At 66.0% G+C, this 17,852-nt stretch carries 16 protein-coding genes; 2 read left to right on the top strand and 14 right to left on the bottom strand.

Annotated elements, in window-relative coordinates; translation table 11 throughout:
- The first annotated feature begins 63 nt into the window (after positions 1–63).
- Together ABEB12_RS06490 and ABEB12_RS06495 are read left to right on the top strand one after the other, a co-directional pair.
- Positions 64–744, top strand: a complete 681-nt coding sequence (locus ABEB12_RS06490) for a hypothetical protein (RefSeq protein ID WP_185062846.1) — start codon at positions 64–66, stop codon at positions 742–744.
- A gap of 281 nt (positions 745–1,025) precedes the next feature.
- Positions 1,026–1,850 carry an alpha/beta fold hydrolase gene (locus tag ABEB12_RS06495; RefSeq protein WP_345702612.1) on the top strand — a complete coding sequence of 275 codons (825 nt, stop codon included), beginning with the start codon at positions 1,026–1,028 and terminating at the stop codon, positions 1,848–1,850.
- Positions 1,851–1,867: 17 nt separating this feature from the next.
- On the opposite strand, the gene ABEB12_RS42050 is transcribed toward ABEB12_RS06495, so the two are convergent.
- The 14 genes from ABEB12_RS42050 to ABEB12_RS06560 all read right to left on the bottom strand — a co-directional run bounded on the left by ABEB12_RS42050 (position 1,868) and on the right by ABEB12_RS06560 (position 17,655).
- Complete coding sequence (locus ABEB12_RS42050) at positions 1,868–2,197, bottom strand: nuclear transport factor 2 family protein (protein WP_425572220.1); 330 nt, start codon at positions 2,195–2,197, stop codon at positions 1,868–1,870.
- A 35-nt stretch (positions 2,198–2,232) separates the two neighbouring features.
- Complete coding sequence (locus ABEB12_RS06500; RefSeq protein ID WP_185062849.1) at positions 2,233–2,607, bottom strand: Rid family hydrolase; 375 nt, start codon at positions 2,605–2,607, stop codon at positions 2,233–2,235.
- A gap of 6 nt (positions 2,608–2,613) precedes the next feature.
- The gene (locus ABEB12_RS06505) at positions 2,614–3,711 is read right to left on the bottom strand and encodes an alpha-hydroxy-acid oxidizing protein (protein ID WP_185062850.1); all 1,098 of its coding nucleotides are present in this window, start codon (positions 3,709–3,711) and stop codon (positions 2,614–2,616) included.
- A 30-nt stretch (positions 3,712–3,741) separates the two neighbouring features.
- Entirely contained in the window at positions 3,742–4,512 is a 771-nt protein-coding gene (locus ABEB12_RS06510) for a thioesterase (protein ID WP_185062851.1), read from the bottom strand.
- 19 nt (positions 4,513–4,531) lie between these two features.
- Complete coding sequence (locus tag ABEB12_RS06515; protein ID WP_185062852.1) at positions 4,532–5,731, bottom strand: cytochrome P450; 1,200 nt, start codon at positions 5,729–5,731, stop codon at positions 4,532–4,534.
- A 3-nt stretch (positions 5,732–5,734) separates the two neighbouring features.
- Positions 5,735–6,502 (bottom strand): FkbM family methyltransferase, encoded by a 768-nt coding sequence (locus ABEB12_RS06520; protein WP_185062853.1) that lies wholly within the window; start codon positions 6,500–6,502, stop codon positions 5,735–5,737.
- A 7-nt stretch (positions 6,503–6,509) separates the two neighbouring features.
- Positions 6,510–6,698 carry an MbtH family NRPS accessory protein gene (locus ABEB12_RS06525; protein ID WP_185062854.1) on the bottom strand — a complete coding sequence of 63 codons (189 nt, stop codon included), beginning with the start codon at positions 6,696–6,698 and terminating at the stop codon, positions 6,510–6,512.
- 12 nt (positions 6,699–6,710) lie between these two features.
- Positions 6,711–9,074: an amino acid adenylation domain-containing protein gene (locus tag ABEB12_RS06530; RefSeq protein WP_345702613.1), complete on the bottom strand. Its 2,364-nt coding sequence runs from the start codon at positions 9,072–9,074 to the stop codon at positions 6,711–6,713.
- A gap of 242 nt (positions 9,075–9,316) precedes the next feature.
- Positions 9,317–10,681, bottom strand: coding sequence for an MFS transporter (locus ABEB12_RS06535; RefSeq protein WP_345702614.1), 1,365 nt, complete (start codon positions 10,679–10,681; stop codon positions 9,317–9,319).
- On the bottom strand, positions 10,678–11,718 hold the full coding sequence (locus ABEB12_RS06540; RefSeq protein ID WP_345702615.1) for a ParB N-terminal domain-containing protein: 1,041 nt from the start codon (positions 11,716–11,718) through the stop codon (positions 10,678–10,680). Before ABEB12_RS06540 ends, ABEB12_RS06535 begins: the two co-directional genes overlap by 4 nt.
- A gap of 301 nt (positions 11,719–12,019) precedes the next feature.
- A complete protein-coding gene (locus tag ABEB12_RS06545; protein WP_185062857.1) occupies positions 12,020–12,619 on the bottom strand; it encodes a DUF742 domain-containing protein in 600 nt (199 codons plus the stop codon).
- A gap of 92 nt (positions 12,620–12,711) precedes the next feature.
- Entirely contained in the window at positions 12,712–14,004 is a 1,293-nt protein-coding gene (locus ABEB12_RS06550; RefSeq protein ID WP_185062858.1) for an MFS transporter, read from the bottom strand.
- A 147-nt stretch (positions 14,005–14,151) separates the two neighbouring features.
- Entirely contained in the window at positions 14,152–14,961 is an 810-nt protein-coding gene (locus tag ABEB12_RS06555) for a PaaX family transcriptional regulator (RefSeq protein WP_345702616.1), read from the bottom strand.
- A gap of 237 nt (positions 14,962–15,198) precedes the next feature.
- Positions 15,199–17,655: a hypothetical protein gene (locus ABEB12_RS06560; protein ID WP_185062859.1), complete on the bottom strand. Its 2,457-nt coding sequence runs from the start codon at positions 17,653–17,655 to the stop codon at positions 15,199–15,201.
- Positions 17,656–17,852: the final 197 nt, after the last annotated feature.

Below are 17,852 nucleotides of genomic sequence, written 5' to 3' on the forward strand. Positions count from 1 at the left end.
GGCCGCCGTTCCGCCTCTTCCTGAGGCCCGACATCGCGGGACGAGCAGAAGGGAACGCTGGAGATGGCTGATCAGGAGTGGGTGTACCGAAACTTCACCCCGGCGGAGGGAGCGACAGCCGCGATCAACTTCTTGAACCAACCCGAACGGCAAGGCGGCGGCGAGGCGAGTGCATCGCTTCGAAACGATCAATCTGTCGGGGTTTTCTATCTTGCGCCGGGCAGTTTGGGCAGCGGGACCCAGCAGGAATGGATCTATCGGGAATTCACCGCCGCCGAGGGACCACAAGGCGCCGCGAACTTCCTGAACCAACCCGCACGGCAGGCGGCCGGAGAAGTGACGGCGACCGCTCGTGGGGACGGGTCCGTGGCGCTGTTGTACCTGGCACCGGGCAGCTTGGGCAGCGGAACCCAGCAGGAATGGATCTATCGGGAATTCACCGCCGCCGAGGGACCACAAGGCGCCGTGACCTACTTGAACCAAGCGGCGCGGCAAGGGGCCGGGGAAGTAACCGCCGTGGCCCGCAACAACGGTTCGGTCGCGCTGTTCTATCTCGCGCCGGGGAGCTTGGGAAGCTCGACCCGCCAGCAGTGGGCGTACCGCGAGTTTGCCGCAAGCGCGGGTCCCGCCGGCGCGGTCGCGTTCCTGAACCAGTCGCCGCGTCAAGGTCGTGGTGAAGCCAGCGCCTTCGCCCGGAACGACGGCTCGGTGGCCCTCTTCTATCTGGAGCCCGGAACGGGATGATCCGCGCACCGCGGGACGCCGGCTGATCACCGTCCGGTGGTACGGCGGAATGCCCGCTGGACCGGCAGAACACCGGTTCAGCGGGCATACCCCGGTGCCCGTGGAGAATCTGGTAAGACCTCAACCAGCAATTTCATGCACCTGATGTGGCCAACGCCGTTGGACAGTCACTGGCGTCGCGTCCGCGGATGACCGTTTGACGGGCTCGTATCGATCGGGTGATGCGAGTAAATTTCCCGCGCACAACGGGTGGATCCGTGGGTGTGGGTGGAGGGCTGGGTGTGGTCGAGTCCAATTACTGTCGGCGTGGCAGGGGCAAACCCTTGGTGCTGGTGCACAGCCTTGGCCAACGCTGGCAGATCTGGCGACCGGTGATAGATCAACTCGCGGAACACCACGACGTAATCGCGGTTGATCTGCCCCGAATGGGCCGGGCCCCTGTCCCCCACACCGCCAGCGAAGATGGCATTCGCGCCTTCGGCATCCAATCGCTGAAACGAGTCTTCGAACGTCTCGAGGTACGCCGTCCACACGTCGCCGGCTGTGGGCTCGGCGGGATGCTCGCCGTCGGCGCCGCCACCACGGGGATCGTGTCCTCCGCAACCGCGCTGTCGCCAACCGGTTTCTGGACGCCCGGACAACGCTGGTGGGTCATCACGCACCTACGCATGTTCCGGGCCGCCGCCCGTCTGGCTTTGGCCACTGATCCGCCGCTGGCCGAGATCAGCTTCGTGCGCAACCTGATCATCTCTCGGCTGTGCGTACGTCCGAAGCGGATGGACCTCGCCGAAGCGCTCGCCAACCTGGCCGCCATGCGCGATACGCCGGCGTTCAGCGAGGCCATGGCCAGTGCCCGCCAGTTTCAGTGGAAAAGTGAACCCAAGCCGGTAGTTCCCCTCACCGTGGCCTGGGGAGCGCAGGACAAAATGATCTCGCCCAGCCAAATGGTCAATGCCCGGCTCCGGCTGCCGGCCGCCGACTTTGCCCGGCTTCCCGGCTGCGGACACCTATCGATGATCGATGACCCCGAAATGGTCGCCTGGGTCATTCTGCGCAACTGCGCGCGAGGCGAAGACCGACTCACCACCCACCCGCCGTTGAGCTGACACCACGTCGGCCAGGTTCAGCTCGAGGTGGGGAAGAAGAAAGTTCGACGAGTACGAACCAGGCCACGCTCGAACTCGTACCAGTCGGCGAAGGCTATTTGAATCATGTCGCCGTTACGCAACACTCCGCTGAAAGTTCCCCAGCAACAACCTACGGACTCGCTCGCTATGATCGCACGAACATCATGTTCCCCGGCGCTGATCTGGCGAGTCGTCTTGTAGAAGTCAACGAATTCCGTTCGACCGTTCATTTCTGAATATCCAGGTCGACTGTAGAAAACAGCTGGGCTGAGGAGGCCCCGCAGAGCATCCCAGTTCCGGCGATCAATAGCTCGGTATATCGCCATTATTGTGCCCTCTATGTCGGTCACCCGCGCGTCGCTCACAGCGCGGCGACGGCTTCGAGCTCGACGTGCACGACCGGGCTGACGAAGGCCGCGACCAAGGTCGTGCGGGCCGGCCCAGGTTCTGGCCACACGGACAGGAAGACCTCGTTCCACGGGCCGAACAGCCGCGCCGAGGACAGGTACGCGGTCAGCTTGACGACGTCGGCCACCTCAGCACCGGCCTCGGCGAGAGTCGCCTCGAGCACCCTCACCGCCTCGCGGATCTGTTGGTCGGCGGGGACGGTCCCGCCGTCGGTCATCGCCGTCAACGCGCTCGGCGAGATCAGTCCCGAGGTGAAGACGAAACCGTTGGCGGTGACGGTGGCCGGCAGCATCGGGGACTGGCCGGGCGTCCGGATCAGGCTCGGCATCGGCGATCAGCTCTCCCATTCCACCGATGAGCGATCGAGGTCGGTGATATCTCCCCGGCCCAACAGGATCAGCACGGTCTCGATCTCCCGGCGGAGCAGCTCCAGTACCTGATAGGCGCCGTCCTCTCCGGCCGCGGCGATCCCGTAGGCCGAGAGCCGCCCGATCAGCACCGCGTCCGCCCCGAGGGCGACCGCCTTCACCACGTCGCTGCCCCGCCTGATGCCGCTGTCGAGCACGATCGCGCCTCGGCCGCGCGCGGCGGCGGCGATCGGTTCGAGGGCTTCGATCGTCGAGCGCACACCGTCGAGCTGACGCCCGCCGTGGTTGGACACGATCACTCCGGCGGCACCCGCGTCGAGCGCCGCGACCGCGTCCTCGGCGGTCAGGATGCCCTTGGCCAGCCACGGCAGCGGGTAGTCGGCGAGCAGCTCGCTGAGCTTGTCCCAGGTCCAAGCCGGCTGCGTGGCCGGGTTGAGCCGCGCCAGTGCCTGCTCCATGTCGATCTCCGCGTCGGGCGGGTAGTTGCCGGAGACGACGCGCTTGTCGACCCTGAACTCGTTGAGCAGGAAATGTTCCCGCCAGCCGGGAGTCGGGCAGTCCAAGGTCAGCACCAGGCCCCGGTACCCGGCGTCCACGTACCGCTGCACCATGGACCGGAAGTTCGCCTCGGTGCCCATCGGGTGCAGCTGGCCGAATGCCGCGCCCTTCGGCGCCGCCGTCGCCAGCTGCTCGGCCGAGAACGTCCCTGCCTCCGGCACGACGCCACAGATCCCGAACCGCTCGTTGGCGCGAGCCACCGCCCGATGGCCCTCGGGATGGAAGTAGCCGTCCGAACCGAACGGTGCCGTCATCACCGGGATCCGCAGATCGACGCCCAGCAGCGACGTGGCGGTCGACGGGTGCGGTAGGCCCGACATGACCCGTGGCACGAACCGAATCCGGTCGAATGCCGACCGGTTGCGCCGGACGGTGAGCTCCGACCCGGAGCCGCCCTGCAAGTACTCGGTGATCACCCGGTCCAGACTCCACAGACCGGCCCGCTCGATCTCGCCCAGCGTGCGAAGGCGCACCTGCGGCGCCAAACCCTCGTGGCTGCTCGTCACCCTGCTCTCCTTTGAATGGCAGTCGGTGTGTTAGCCCTGCGCGACCAGGGCGCGGATTTCTCGTTCGAGGTGCGTGGTGAACGTGGCCATCTGGCCGTCGAAATAGAAGTGCCCGCCCTCGAGCACGTGTACGTAGCCGTGACCGGTGGTCAGCTCCGGCCATCCGTTGAGCAATGCCGCGGGGACCCCCGAGTCCTGCGCGCCACCGAACGCGACGATTGGGCAGCGCAGGAGCCGACGCGCACCGCTGTATTTGTATGAGGCGGTCATGACCCAGTCGGACCGGCACGCGTCGAGAATGAGGCCGAGCAGATCCGGGTCCTCCAGCGCGACCCGGTCCAGGCCGCCGCGGCCGAGCAGCCCCGCCACGAGCTCCTCGTCGCTGGGTTGGCGCAACAAGTGGCTGTAGTGCGCCGCCGGAGCCGCGGAGGGGAAGAAGCCGCCCGGCCCACGCTCCATCTGCTCCAGTTGCCAGCAGATCTCGAACCCCACGAGGCCCCCGAGGCTGTGCCCGAACACGAACAACGGTCCGGGCTCACCCGCCAGGACGGCGGCCAACGGGTTCGCCAGCTCGCTGATGTCGGTGGCGTGCTCCTCCAGGAAGCGAGTGCCGCGGCCCGGATACTGCGCGGCCACGAGATGGATATCGTCGGAAAACCACGGTGCCCACCTCACGTATCCCTGTGCCATTGCACCTGAATGAGGCAACAGCACCAGGGTCGCAATCGCCCGCGGCGGTCGGGGACGAAGTTCCCACAGCCAGGTTCCCGCCGAATCCACCGAAACCAGGTTCTCGCTCAACTTACCGGACCCCAATCCGTCAAGAGGTAAAGGAGACTGGCAGATCCTCTATCCCCCACATGAAGTTGGATCGCATTCGCCGTACTTCCCCGACAAGTTCCATGCGGGCCACACGTTCCGCGAGAACCTGGAGCAGCACTCTCAGCTCAACCCGGGCAAGGGTGGCGCCCAAGCAGAAATGCGGGCCAATTCCGAACGTCAGATGCCGGTTGGGCGACCGACCGAGGTCGAATCTGTCCGGATCCGCGAATACCGTCTCATCACGGTTGGCCGAAGAATTCCAGATGGCAACCGCCTGGCCGGCCCGCACGAGTTCGCCGCCGACCCGCACGTCCTTGGTGGCCACCCGCATCACGTGCAACGCCGGAGCCGTGTATCTGAGGACTTCCTCGACCGCGGAGTCGATTCCCACCTCGCCGTTGCGCAGCCGCTGCCACTCGCCGGGGTGATCGATCAGCGCCAGCAGGCCCGCGGCCGAGGCGTGCCGCGTGGTCTCGTTCGCCCCGGTGAGCAACCCGTCGCAGTTCATCAGAATTTCCGCGTCCGTCAGTGGACGGCCATCCATCTCACCTTCGACGAGGGCGCTGATCACGTCGGTTCCCGGCTTGCGTCGACGCTGCTCCACAAGCTCGTTGAAGTACAGAAAGATCTCGGCGTGTGCCTCGGTCCTCTCCATCTCCCCCGCCGGGCAACGGATGCCGGCGCCGACCGACGCCCCGAAGGCCTTGCTGGTCAGCTCGATCATGTTCGAGCGATCCGATCTTGGAACGTCCATGATGTCGCAGATGATCGCCGCCGGGAGGATCGCGGCGATCTCACTGACGAAATCGACCCTCGCCTTCTCCAGCGCGGCAATCACCAACGGCTCGACCACGGAACGCATGGACGCATCGAGCGCGGAAACGACACGGGGCAGGAAAGCCGTGTTCATGACCTGCCGAAGCTGTTGATGAACCGGCAGATCGGTGACGATCAACATCTTGCCCGCCGCCGCGCTGACCGCGGCCGGATCTGAGTCGATTCGCATACCGAGCTCAGAGGTGAAGGCGTCGGTGTTCCGGTAGACCTCGAGCGCGGGCTCGTAGGCCATGACGGCCCAAAATCCGGGACCGGGCGGGTGTTCGTTCCAGAAAACCGGTGTCGTGGCGCGCAGCTTCGCCCACACCGCCACGGGGTCGCCCAGCTCGTAGAGCTCGGGATCCGCGATATCGCTAATCACTGTTCAGTGATCCTTCCGAAAGGCGAACACCTCATAAATTTCCGTACCGCTGAGCAGGTCGTCCTGCTCCAACTCCACATCGAAGCCGTGCGCCTCCAAGAGCCCGGTGAACGACTTCAGGGCACCATTGATGTCGTGCACCTCGGCGACGACCTGCCGCACCTTCGGCCAATCCTGCTCGCGGAGCCCGCGCAGCACATCCAGTTCGCTCTTTTCGACGTCCAGCTTCAATAGGTTGATGCGCTCGACGCGCCGCGCGGCGATCACATCGGAGAGGGTCTGCACCTCGCAGCCAACGACAACGCTTTCGTGCCGTCCCACGAGCATCTCCCGGACATCTTCCTCGTCAAATCCGCTGCGAGTCAGGTAAGAACGAGTCAGGGATGCCTCCGCCTCGACATCCGCATAGAAGCCGGACATCACGGTGGAGTCGGGGTAATAGGTGAGTTGGCCAATGCCCGAGCGGTCCCCGAGCGCACACCGGGTCGAGCTGGCAATTATACCGTGCATCGTCAGGTTCGCCGTGAGCGCCGAGTACGGCTCCGGCGCCGGCTCGAAGGCATGGAAGACCAGTCCCGGACACTCGAGGTGAAAGAACAACGCCGCCATGCCGATATTCGCACCAACGTCGAAAACCGTGTCGCCCGCGTTCAGGGACAGCCTTTCGTGCGCGTAACAACGTTCGGTGAAAATATCCCGGTAGAGCAGTGCCGTCTCTCCGGGGCTCAGCTGCTGAACAAACAGACCATTAGGAAGTTGCATCTCATACATGAGCACGTTACTTTCGGAGGCTTAGTGGTCGCATATCGGTCCAGTTTCTATCGACGTACGCTACGCACTCGATTTCGGTGCCGCTGTAGCCGGCGGGCCGCCACCCAACGGGCGGCGGCAGGTCGGACGGGAAGAGACCGTACTGCTCTTCTGAATTGATCAGAACTGTCCATTGCCGAGAACCGTTGTGCTCCATAGAGCTCCTCCGCTATGACGAATGCAGCTGACGCAGCACCGTGCGAAAAGTATCGTGAAACCCTCGTAGGATCTCCCGCTCATCGCTGAACTCAGCCGCGATGCGGATCGCGCCGTGCAGCCCGGCCACATCTTCAGTCAATTTCAGATGAAAGGCACCCCGGGCCGGTTCACGGTCCGAATCCGGCTCGTTCACGGACACCAAGAATCCCAGTAAAACATGCCCCGAGGAATCCGGCTCCAAATCGGCCGGGATATCTCGCGGGAAGTCATCGTGCGAATACGCCCCGACGATCCCCGATCGGACCGATGCGACCGCTGTTGCGAGGGTTGCATCATACGAAGCAACTCTCATCAATACCGTGGCCGGCGATCGGCCGGACGACTGGCCAACTCCGGTGGATGCTCCGATCACGAGCTCGCGGGCCATGACGTGGTCACCGAGTGCGACACCGAACGCGGCGACGTACACCATGAATGGCGTCACCCACTCGTCGCGGGCAAAATCCCGCACTGCTTCGACCACGCCGGGCGGCACATCGAAATCACCGAACGGAAGGCCCGCCGACAGAGGACCCGACGCACTCCACAGTGGTGGCACCTCGGAAAAGTCCCTCGGGTCGCTCAGCAAACCGCGCCAGTAGGCCCGGTCGGCTTCCGGGTCGTGCCGGTCGCGGATGGCGCGGGCCACAACATCATCGAGGAAGACCCGCAACACCGGTGACTGGAAGAGACTACTGACCGGAATCTGGACGCGCAGGGTCGAGCGAAGTCGTGCGATCAGCCTGCTGGCCAGCAAGGAATGTCCGCCCAGGCTGAAGAAGTTGTCGTCGGGGCCAACCTTTGGTACCCCGAGCGTGCCCGCCCAAAGTGCCGCGACGAGCGTGTTCACCGGATGATCGAGGGCGGACACCGGTTCCGCCGCCGGTGCCCGCTCACGCAGGGCGGCGCCGTCGAACTTCCCGTTCACGGTGAGTGGGAATGAGTCGACCCGGGAAATCGACGTGGGAATCATGTACTCGGGCAGCCGCTTCTTGAGCAGGTTGATTACCTGCTCGTCGGTACCAGCGAAATTTCCGGGCCTAACGGCTGCCACCAACTTGGCGTCGCCCTGATGAGCCTTCGCCAGGACCACCCGGGCGTCCTCGACTCCGTCAATTGTCCGCAGCGCGCTCTCGATCTCTCCGAGCTCTACCCTGCGGCCCCCGATCTTCACCTGATCGTCGATCCTGCCGCGGAACTCATAACTCCCGTCGGGGCGCTGGCGAGCAAGGTCACCCGTGCGATACAAACGGCTTCCGGCCGGCCCCCATGGATTGGGTTGAAAACGTGCGGCGGTCAAGCCGGGCCGGCCCAGGTACCCCCTGCTCACTCCGTTTCCGCCGATACACAGTTCACCAACGTCGCCCGGCGTGACCAGGTGTCCCATGGCGTCGACCAGATAGACGCTGCAGCCGCTCCGTGCACGACCTATGCCGGGCTCCTCGGTGAACCGCGTCAGCACCTCGGAGAGGGTGGCCCACACGGTCGCTTCCGCCGGCCCGTATGCGTTCGAGACCGGCACCGTCCTGGACCAACGCTTGGCCAGGGACGCATCGAGCCGCTCCCCCACCGAGATGACGCTCGTAAAACGCATTTCCGACGGATCGAGCACATCAAGGATGGAGGGCACGAGCGTCGCGACGCAGTTCTCGATGCCGGACAAGTCATCGGGGCTGTCGGCGTAGTGCAACGGAGCACCGTGACCGACCGCCATCAGCATCTCCCAGATCGATGCGTCGAAGCCGATCGGTGCAAAACCGAGAACGTTCGACCCGGCCGGGACGAGCCCGGCCTCACGTTGCGCACGAACGAGCTCAAACGCATTGCTGTGAGAGACCATCACGCCTTTGGGACGCCCCGTGCTACCCGAGGTGTAGATGACGTACGCCAGGCTGTCGGCGGACTGCTCGAATGCCGAGCTCCACGTCGGATCCGGTTCGGCGGATTCCTGGTCGATCAACACGGTCGCCAATGAGCCGGGCACCAGATTTCGGTTCTGAGTATCCGTCACCACCGAGGTGAGGTCGGCGTCCCTGGCCATCCAGTCAAGCCGCTCGACGGGATTCGCCGGGTCGAGCGGCAGGTAGGCCCCACCGGACCGCAATACGCCGAAGAAGGAAACGACCAGATCCACGGACCGCCGTACGCACACTCCGACCGGCGTTTCGGGACGCACGCCTCGAGACCGCAGCAAACCCGCCAACCGAGTGGCACGGCGATCAAGCTCACGATATGTGAGTGACTCATTTCTATCGCGCACCGCGATGTCCGTCGGCCGTTCCGCGAGCTGGTCCTCCAAAATGCTGTGAAGCATTCTCTGCCTAGTCAGGCGCATCTCTTTTTTCCTCCGCAAAAGTCGTGACCCGGAGCAACTGGCCACGATCTGGTGTGTCCTGGGGGGCGTAAGGTGCGGATGTCAGGGGGGTTATTTTGTCGAAATCGAGCGACTTGCCTTAGTCTCGCCCGACTGCCGCTTCCGCGTCAACGCCATCATCTGGCGTGCAACTTGTCCGGGATTTCAGGAATGGTCGTACGGGCACCTGAGGTCGTGAGTCGCTAAATTCACCGACAGCATGTTCAGTCGGCGAGTACTTTCACCGCCCGAGTTGGGCCCGCCAGCAAGGTGAGCGCGAGCGTGACCGCGGTCGCGGCGGCGCTCACGATGACGCAGGCGATGAACCCGTTGCGGAGGTCGTGTGTCGTCCCGAGCAGGGGGCCGAAGGTGGCGACGCCGATGGCCGCGCCGACCTGGCGGGCGGTGTTGAACGCGGCGGATGCCGCGCCATGCAGCGGGGGTTCGACGGCGGCGATGGTCTGGGAGATCATCGTTGGGGCCAGCAGGCCCGCGCTGAACCCGGCCGGGACCAGCGTCAGAACCAGCGGCCAGAGCGCGGGTACGGTGCTGGCCCAGGCCACGGCGAGGAACGTGAGGGACAGCGCCGCCTGGCCGATCCCGAGGACCGCGCGCCGACCGAAACGCTGGGCGCACGGTGCCGCGCACAGGGTGCCGACGGCGATCAGCCCGGTCAACGGAAGGAACAGCAAGCCGCTGGCCAACGCACTGAGGCCTCGGCCCTGCTGGAGCATCAAGCCCATCGCGAACAGCAACCCGTAGAACGCGAAGTTGAACAATGCCCCCTGAGCCGTGGTCCTGACGAACCCGCGGTCGGCGTAGACGCCCACCGGGAGCAGCGGTGCCGGCGCCGATCGCTCGGCCAGGATGAATCCGATGGCCCCGGCACCCGCCAGACCCACCGAGGCGAGAACGGCGGGGCTGCCCCATCCCCGGTCCGGGGCTTCGATCAGCGCGAACACCAGGCCACCGATCAGCACGGTTGCCGTGCCCATGCCGGCGAGATCGAGGTGACGATCCCGACGCGGTGTCGCGGGTATCGAGGAAATGCTCCAGACGATGGCCGGGATGCCGATCACCACGTTGACCGCGAAGACGGCCCGCCAATCCGCGACCCAGACGAGCGCCCCGCCCAGCAACGGCCCGGCGGCCATACCCAGACCCGCCGCCGTGGCCCACCAGCCCACCAGCCGATGCCGCAACCGCTCGTCACTCGCGCTCGCCGTCGCCAACACCAGCGCGCTGGGCAGCAGCAGCGCCGCGCCCGCTCCCTGGGCCAGGCGCGCGAGGTTGAGCACCAACATCGACCCCGCCACCGCGCACACCGCCGAGGACGCCGTGAACACCAGCAGGCCGCCGACAAACGCCCGCTTCGCGCCGAGGGTGTCCGTCAATGCGCCGGCGCCCAGCATCACCGCCGCGAACGACAGAGTGTAGGCATTCAGCACCCATTCGAGCTCCGGTCGCGACGCCTGCAGATGCGCGCCCAGCTGCGCCAGCGTGAGGTTCACGATCGTGCCGTCGACAAAGGCCATAAAGGCCGCGAGCAGCGCGAGTGCGACCACACCCCGCCGGTTTTCGATAATCACGGAACGGCTCCGTCGTTCTGCCTCTGTTGGGGCACTTCGGTTGTGCCGTGTTGGCCGGCTTGCTCACCAGCGCCCTGAAGCATTTCCCCGAAAATCTGCCATGCCATCGCGCACTCGTAAGCCCCCTCCGCCGCCAGGCTCGCGAGGTGCGCGGGCACATTCTCGATGAGCGCGTCACGCTCCCGCACAAGCGCCACACTCATGTCGAGGAGCCGAAGCAGGACCCGGCCCAATTCGGTGTGCCGCAAGCACGGATCATTGCGCAGCACCTGCACCACCGGGACGACGTCTCCGGTTCGTTCGACTTCTCTCCGACCGTGCGACTCCCGCGACGAACCCTTGACGCGCCGAAGGTTGGCGGGCACCGGATCCTTGCCCTGATTCATCCGGTCCCGTACGTCTCGAACCGTTCCCGGCGAGATCCCGGCCGCCCTTGCTATTTGACGCAACGACGCCGTGGGGTCGTCCATGAGCAGCTTTTCGGCAAGTCGTCGTCCGTTCGCGCTGTTAAGTGGACGAGCGCGGCCATCGCGGCCGATTCGGACGTGCAACTGGTCGTCTTCTCCAGTTGCACACCGACGAATCTCCCCCACCGTCTGATGAGACAGGCCGACGGCCAGGGCGACAAGCCGATCGGACCACAGCGGGCGAGAGGCGAGGATGCGCGCGGCGGCGGCCGTCCGATCGCGCAGCGTCAACGGGAGTCCATGCGTGGTGTTGGCATGAACGGCGAGTACGAACGCATCCTGGTCGCTGCCGTGGAAGTACTGCACGTCGATCTCCGTCTGGCCACGCAACACCGCGGCGCGAAGTCGATGAATACCATCGACGACACGCATCGTCTGGCGGTGCACGATGATCGGCGGCAACGCACCCGCTACCCCGGCCAGCATTCGAACGTGCGCGTCATCGATCCCCGCGGTCCGGGGCGACACCGAAACTGACAGCTGACCAATCGGAACGGTCTCCACACCAGACTTGTCGCCCAACAAGTCAGGCGACAGTTCCGAGGATCCAGTAATCAGTTCATCCTCCAACCAGTGAAGACTCGGATAAGCACCATGAACTCGGACGAAATCGGGCGCCAAAGCACCAGGTCGGCAGCCACAAGTCCGATTGTGACCACATCGTCGACTCAAATCCGAAGAGGCCGTTTAAGGATACCAAACACCCACGATACGTCAAGCAGAATTCAGTATGACCATTGGGTCACACTGCTATCTCCCGTCTCATTTTTCACTAATTCAGTCCGCCCGCTCCCGCTATATTGGAGAACCGTTGCGTACGACTTGAATATGTTGTTCACGGCCTATTTCCGTTGCTCCGCCGCAACTGCCGTCAGAGACGGCGGAGTCCGCTGAGGACCCTTTCCATCAAGGCCAGGGCGGGCACATTGCCATTGCCACTGACAGTTTGATGCACAATGACCAGATCGAGGCCGGCCATGTCCCCCAACAGGACTTTCGCCACGCCCAATGGAACTTCCAGCAGCGCCGCCACCTCGGCGACCGAACGCGGCCGGGCACACAGGTCGGCAACCGACCGGTACTCGAACGACAACAGCGCCAGCTGGTCCCGTCCCCGCGAGCTGGTCGACACCAGGGTTTCGATCTCCAGGTGGTACTGGGACTTGGTGCGGCCCATGGTCCAGGCATAAGGCCGCACGGCGGCCGACGCGGAGCCGTCCACGGCATACCGGTGATCCTCGTCCGCGGTCGCCAGGTGAGTTCCCGCCGGCGCGTCGAGCGGGTCGAGTCCAGGCTGGTAGTACTCCGGCTCCGCCTGGTAGTACTCCGGCTCGGGCTCCGGTTCCTCCTGCCGGTGGGCACGCCGGCGACGTCTGTGCCCGCGGTTGCCGTCAACCGAGAACCCGTTCATGACGTCAGCGAACGACGGCCCTGCTGACCGGCGCTCGCGGTCGTCCGGAACGCTGGTCATCCCCGCTCCTCCCCCTTAACCGCGCGGAGTACGGGGGCCTCGTGTCGGCCGCACGCCGCACCACGGTGAGCTCTCCGGCGGCCGGGTGGAGGTCACGCGACGGACTCCTGCTTCGTCGACTCGGCCTGCTCGGCCTGCTCGGCGATGTCCTCGGCGGGCCCGCGTGGCACCAGGGCGATCAACAGGGCACCGCACAGGGCCGGGACGGCGAAGCCGTAGAAGTTCCACTCGAAGCCGATCCCGGCGGCAAGCACCCAGCCCCCGAACAGGGGCCCCACGATCGCACCGGCTCGACCCATCCCCAGCGCCCAGCCCAGTGCACTGGCGCGGACCGGGGCCGGATGTTGTACGGCCACATAACCGTTGACCAGGATCTGCGTTCCGACGCTGCCCAGCCCGGCCACGCCGACGGCCACGAACAACAGCGTCGTGTCGACCGGCTGACTGAGCACGACCAGGCAGGCTGTCGCGAGCAGGAACGCCGACACGGTGACCGGCTTCGACCCATACCGATCGGCCAGAGCCGACGCCACGACCGTGCCAGCGATGGCGCCGAGGTTCAGCACCAACAGGAACGTCAGCGCGGAGCCGAGCGGATATCCGGCCTCGCGCATGATCTGCGGCAGCCAGGTGTTGAGGCCATAGACCAACAACAACCCGCAGAAACTGGCCGCGCCGAACAGCAGCGTCGCACGCAGGCGGTCACGGTGGAACAGGGTGGCGGGCCTGGACCTGCCCACGGCCGCCGCACGCTCCCGTTGCAGCGCCGGCAGGTCGAGGCCGTACTGGGCGGCGAGGACCTCGGCCTCGGCCACCCGCCCCCTTGCCAGCAGGAAGCCCGCCGACTCGGGCAGAAACCTCCAGGCCAGCGGGAGCACGACCACCAGGGGCACCGCACCGATCGCCATGAGCGGCCGCCATCCGTAGCCGGGCAGCAGGAGCAGCGCCAGCAGGGCCGCGAGCACGCCGCCGACCGAGTAGCCGGCGAACATGATCGCGTTGTACAGCTGTCGCCGAGCCTTCGGCGCGTATTCGACGGTCAGCGCGATGGCCGACGGGATCACGCCGCCCAGGCCGAGCCCGGCCAGGAATCGGAGCAAGCCCAGCAACCCGGAGGTTGGAGCCAGAGAGCAGCCGACCATCAGCGCCGAGAACCACGTGATGCCGAGCAGCATGACGGACCGGCGACCGAGCCGGTCGGTCAGTGCGCCGGCTCCGAGCGCCCCCACCAGCATGCCCGCGAGCGCGTAGCTTCCGATTGCTCCGGCCGAGGCAGGCCCCAGGTTCCAGCCGGGTTCGGCGAGCAGGCTCGGCATGGCCGAGCCGTAGACGATCAGGTCGTAACCGTCGAAGACGATCGTCAGAAAACACAGCGCGACCACCATCGGCGCCGACCGCGCCGGGGCACTCTTCGCCTGTCGCACCCAGAACACGCTCCTCGTTCGCGAGATCTTCCGCGTCCTCGGCGGAATGCCGACAATATACTACATCCAGGAAACGACCGTCTACGAAGTGACACACATGATGTGGCCTTAGCCGGCCTCTTGCTCCGCCGCCACCGCCACATCCAGGACCGACCCGACATACGCCTCCGCCGCCGGCCGGAGCAGCCCGTGAGCCTCGAGAAACACTTCATGCGCACGGCGGCCGTGCCAGCCGACGGGAAGCAGCTCCGGCGGAAGGTCCGGGTCGCTGAAGGGGAAGCCGCGATAGTCGTCGATCAGTTTCATCCGCTCCACCAACGCGTCGGCTCCGCCCAACTCTCCGGCCCGGTAGGCCACCAACCGGGGGCGGTAGACCTCGAGGTACTCGACGTAGGCGCGGTCCAGGGCCTCGAGATCCCATGCCCGGGAAACGATCGAGCGGTCGGCCTCCAACCCCATGGAACGGGCACGGAAGACGTCCATTTGAACCGACGGCTGGTCGGCAAACGCGGTGAGGACCTGCTCCCGCCGATCGTGCGGGCTCAGCCAGATGGCGGCGGACAACGGCCCGAAACCGAGCCAGGACAGCTTTTTCCGCAGCTGGTCGCGCAGTGTCCGTTCCATCTCCGGAACCGAATAGATGACCATGTGCCACTGGCCGTCCCACGGCCCGAAAGGCCGGTTGAAGATCCGGTCGGACCCCTCGTCGAGAAGCTTCCACCCGGCGTCGGTCACGGTGTACACCGTTTCCCGGCCCTCGCGGAGGCTCGACAGCCATCCGTCATTGCGCAGCCGCATCGCCACGACCCGCACGGTTGTCTCGGGAATGTCGAAACAGCGCATCAGCGACACGAGATTGCGCAGCCGCACCTCGCCACCGCGGTGCCGCAGGTAGCCGGCGAGGATGTCGAAAACCAACGACCTTGCTTTCACAGCCACCTCCGCCGCCCGCGCGAGGCCACTTCGCGCCGACCCACAGTTTTATGCCGTGCCGATGCCCGAGCAACGCAACCCGGCTATTCGACCCAGGTCCGCGTCGATGATCGTATCCCGCTGGCCCCAGGTGCCTCAGCCGTCACCGCGCGCGGCCGAGCGGCGCCGAACCCCGCGCGGGTTCGGCGCCGCTCATGAGTCACCGCCGGACGGGTCGGCGACTCAGCTCCTCGTCGGCTTGGGGTCACCGACGTTCGGCGGCAACCGCAGCGGCGGCAGGTCGCTCAGGGGCGCCTGCGGCACGTTGCCGCCGAGTTCCTCCGGGAACGGGGCGCCCTTCGGCACGTCCACTCCCTTCAGCACGTCCGGCGGGTTGTACGGCGTGATGCCGCGCCCGCCGGTTCCCTCGAACGTCTCGGAGCGGTCGCAGCCGAGCAGGTGCACGGTCAGCCGCCGGTTGGTCTTGACGTTCAGCTCCGCGTCGCAGCCGATCTCGGCCCGCTTCGGGTCGACCGTCACCTCGCTGATGTCGGTCGACTCGATGTCCAGCGCGTTGCGGACCGGCGCCTTCTCCGGGGCGTCGAGATGCCGGTACTCGCGCAGGTACGGGTTGGCCGGCAGCGGATTGCCCGAGCCCACACCGATCCTGGTGCGCTTCTTGGCCGGCACCGGCGCGTCCCGCAGGCCCATGCCGTGGGAGATCGCATCGATCTTGCCGATGTCACCCTTCTTGGACTCGATGCCCGACAGCCAGTAGGCATGGTCACCGACCAGGCCGAACTTCGGATCGTCCATGTAGGTGTTGCGCACGTACGTGACGTGGTGCGGGTTCTCCGCTCGCGGCTTCCGCCCCATCCAGTCGGAGACCATGTTGAACATGCCGTTCTTGCACATGATCAGGTGCTCGGACGGGGCGCCCATCCAGGTGATGGCCTCGTAGTCGAGGTCGCTCTTCGCGTACGCGCTCGCCCGCTCGCGGGTAATCGAGATCGGGATGAAGTCGCCGGGCAGGCCCTCCATCCACTCCATCACGGGCTGGTTGCGCCGGCTGGGCAGCATCGGGGTGAGCTTGGAACCCGGCTCGTGCTTGGTCACCGTGTCCACCGGCAGGACGTCCGCCACCCCGTTGAGGCCGGGGAACGACGGCGCCACGTCCAGGCCGTCGCAGATGAAGGCGTGGCTGAACACGTCCGGGAAGGTCAGCGAGATCTTGTTCGCCGAGTAGGCACCGCTGGAGAAGCCGCCCATCGAGGTGCGGTCCGGGTCGAGGTCGTAGTGCCGCCGGGCGTCCGCGAGAGCCTCGAACAGCGCGGCCCCGTTCTGTCCGTAGCTCCAGTTCTCGTTGCCCCGGGCGTCCACGTCGATCACCATCGTCGGGTTGCCCTTGAGCCCGGCGAAGTGGCGGTACAGGTCACCCTTGTGGCCCGCCACGTTGTCCCCCGGGCGCAGCGCGTACCCCTGCATGTACAGCATGGACGCGTAGCCACCCTTCGGCGGCGCCGCTTCCGGCACGTACACGCTGTAGCGCTGCATCCGGCCGGGCAGGTCGGGCACGCACTCGTCGCGGCACGGCCAACCGAACTGCAGGCTGAACCGGCCGTCCTGTCCCTTCCCGGTACCGGTCTGGATGCCGCCCTGCTGCGTGCCGGCACCCGGCGGCGGGCCACCCGGGTCGCTGGGCAGCCGCCGGCCCTGCGCGTACTCCCACTTGCTGGCGAACAGCCGGGTGAGATAGCCCCTGGTCGGGGTCTCGCTGTCGTCGTCGACGCCCTTGGCCAGCTTGTTGAAGTCGACGTCGGCAAAGAACTCGCTCAGGTTGCCCTTGGCGATCGCGCGGCGCTGGTCGTTGTCCAGGTAAGGCGACTCGAACGGTTCCTTGAACCGGAACGCGGTGTCGAAGAACGCGGACGGGCTGGAGTCGCCGAGCACCGCGCCACCCGGATGGGTCTTGTCGGCGGTCGCCCGGGGGACCAGGTACTGGTCGTCGTCGCGGTCCCACAGCCCGGCCGCGGCCGCGATGCGTTCCTTCCCACGCGGGTTGAACACCGAGTGCGGCACCCGGATCTCCACCTGGCGACGCTCGGTGTCGACCTGCACCGTCGGCTTCTCGCCCAGTGTGTCACCGGAGGCCGCATCGACGATGTCGCCCTTCGAGCCGTGCACGGTCACGAACTTCTTGGCCGGCATCACCGTGTTGGCGCCGTGCGGCACCTCCATCGGCTTGTCCGAGTCGCCCAGCGCGAGGGTCAATCCGAAGAGGTCCGGATCGGTCATGGTGTTGAAGGTGATCCGGAATGCCGTGTCCGAGTCGAGCGGCTTCACCCGAATCTCGAGGATATCCGCGGCGTTGCGTCGGTAAGCCGGATTCTCCGGATAGGTGTAGTTGCGCAACATGGTGTCGACCGGCCACCGGTATTGGTTGCCGCCCCCCTGGTCATCGTAAATGCAGCCCTGGTGGACGTACTCGCCCTTGTGATAGGCGCTCGCGTGGCAGATGCCGATGGGTCTGGCTTTCCAGATCCCGGCGTTCTCCTGCTGCTTCGCCTTGACGGAATCCGCATACAACAGCGAAGGACCGGCCCGGCGTTCGCCGGACCCCCCTCCGGATTCATCCGCGAACACCGGGCGCGCCGCGAGCACCAACACCAAGCCCGCACCCACCACACCGACGAGCCCCAACACCCCGAGCTTGCTTCGCCGAAGCAACGCAAGCTCACCTCCTCATGTCCCTCATGGCCCGGCTGCCATCTGCCCCGGTTTGATCTCACGGGCACTGCCGGACCGGCCTGGTTCGATCAACGCCTCCCGAGGTTCGAAGTTACGAAAATTCGCCGGCCGACTTTAATACGACACATGTGAGTGCCCGGATCGGTCGC

The organism is Actinospineispora eucalypti, assembly GCF_039543365.1.
In the GTDB taxonomy this organism is placed as follows: Bacteria; Actinomycetota; Actinomycetes; order Mycobacteriales; family Pseudonocardiaceae; genus Pseudonocardia; species Pseudonocardia eucalypti.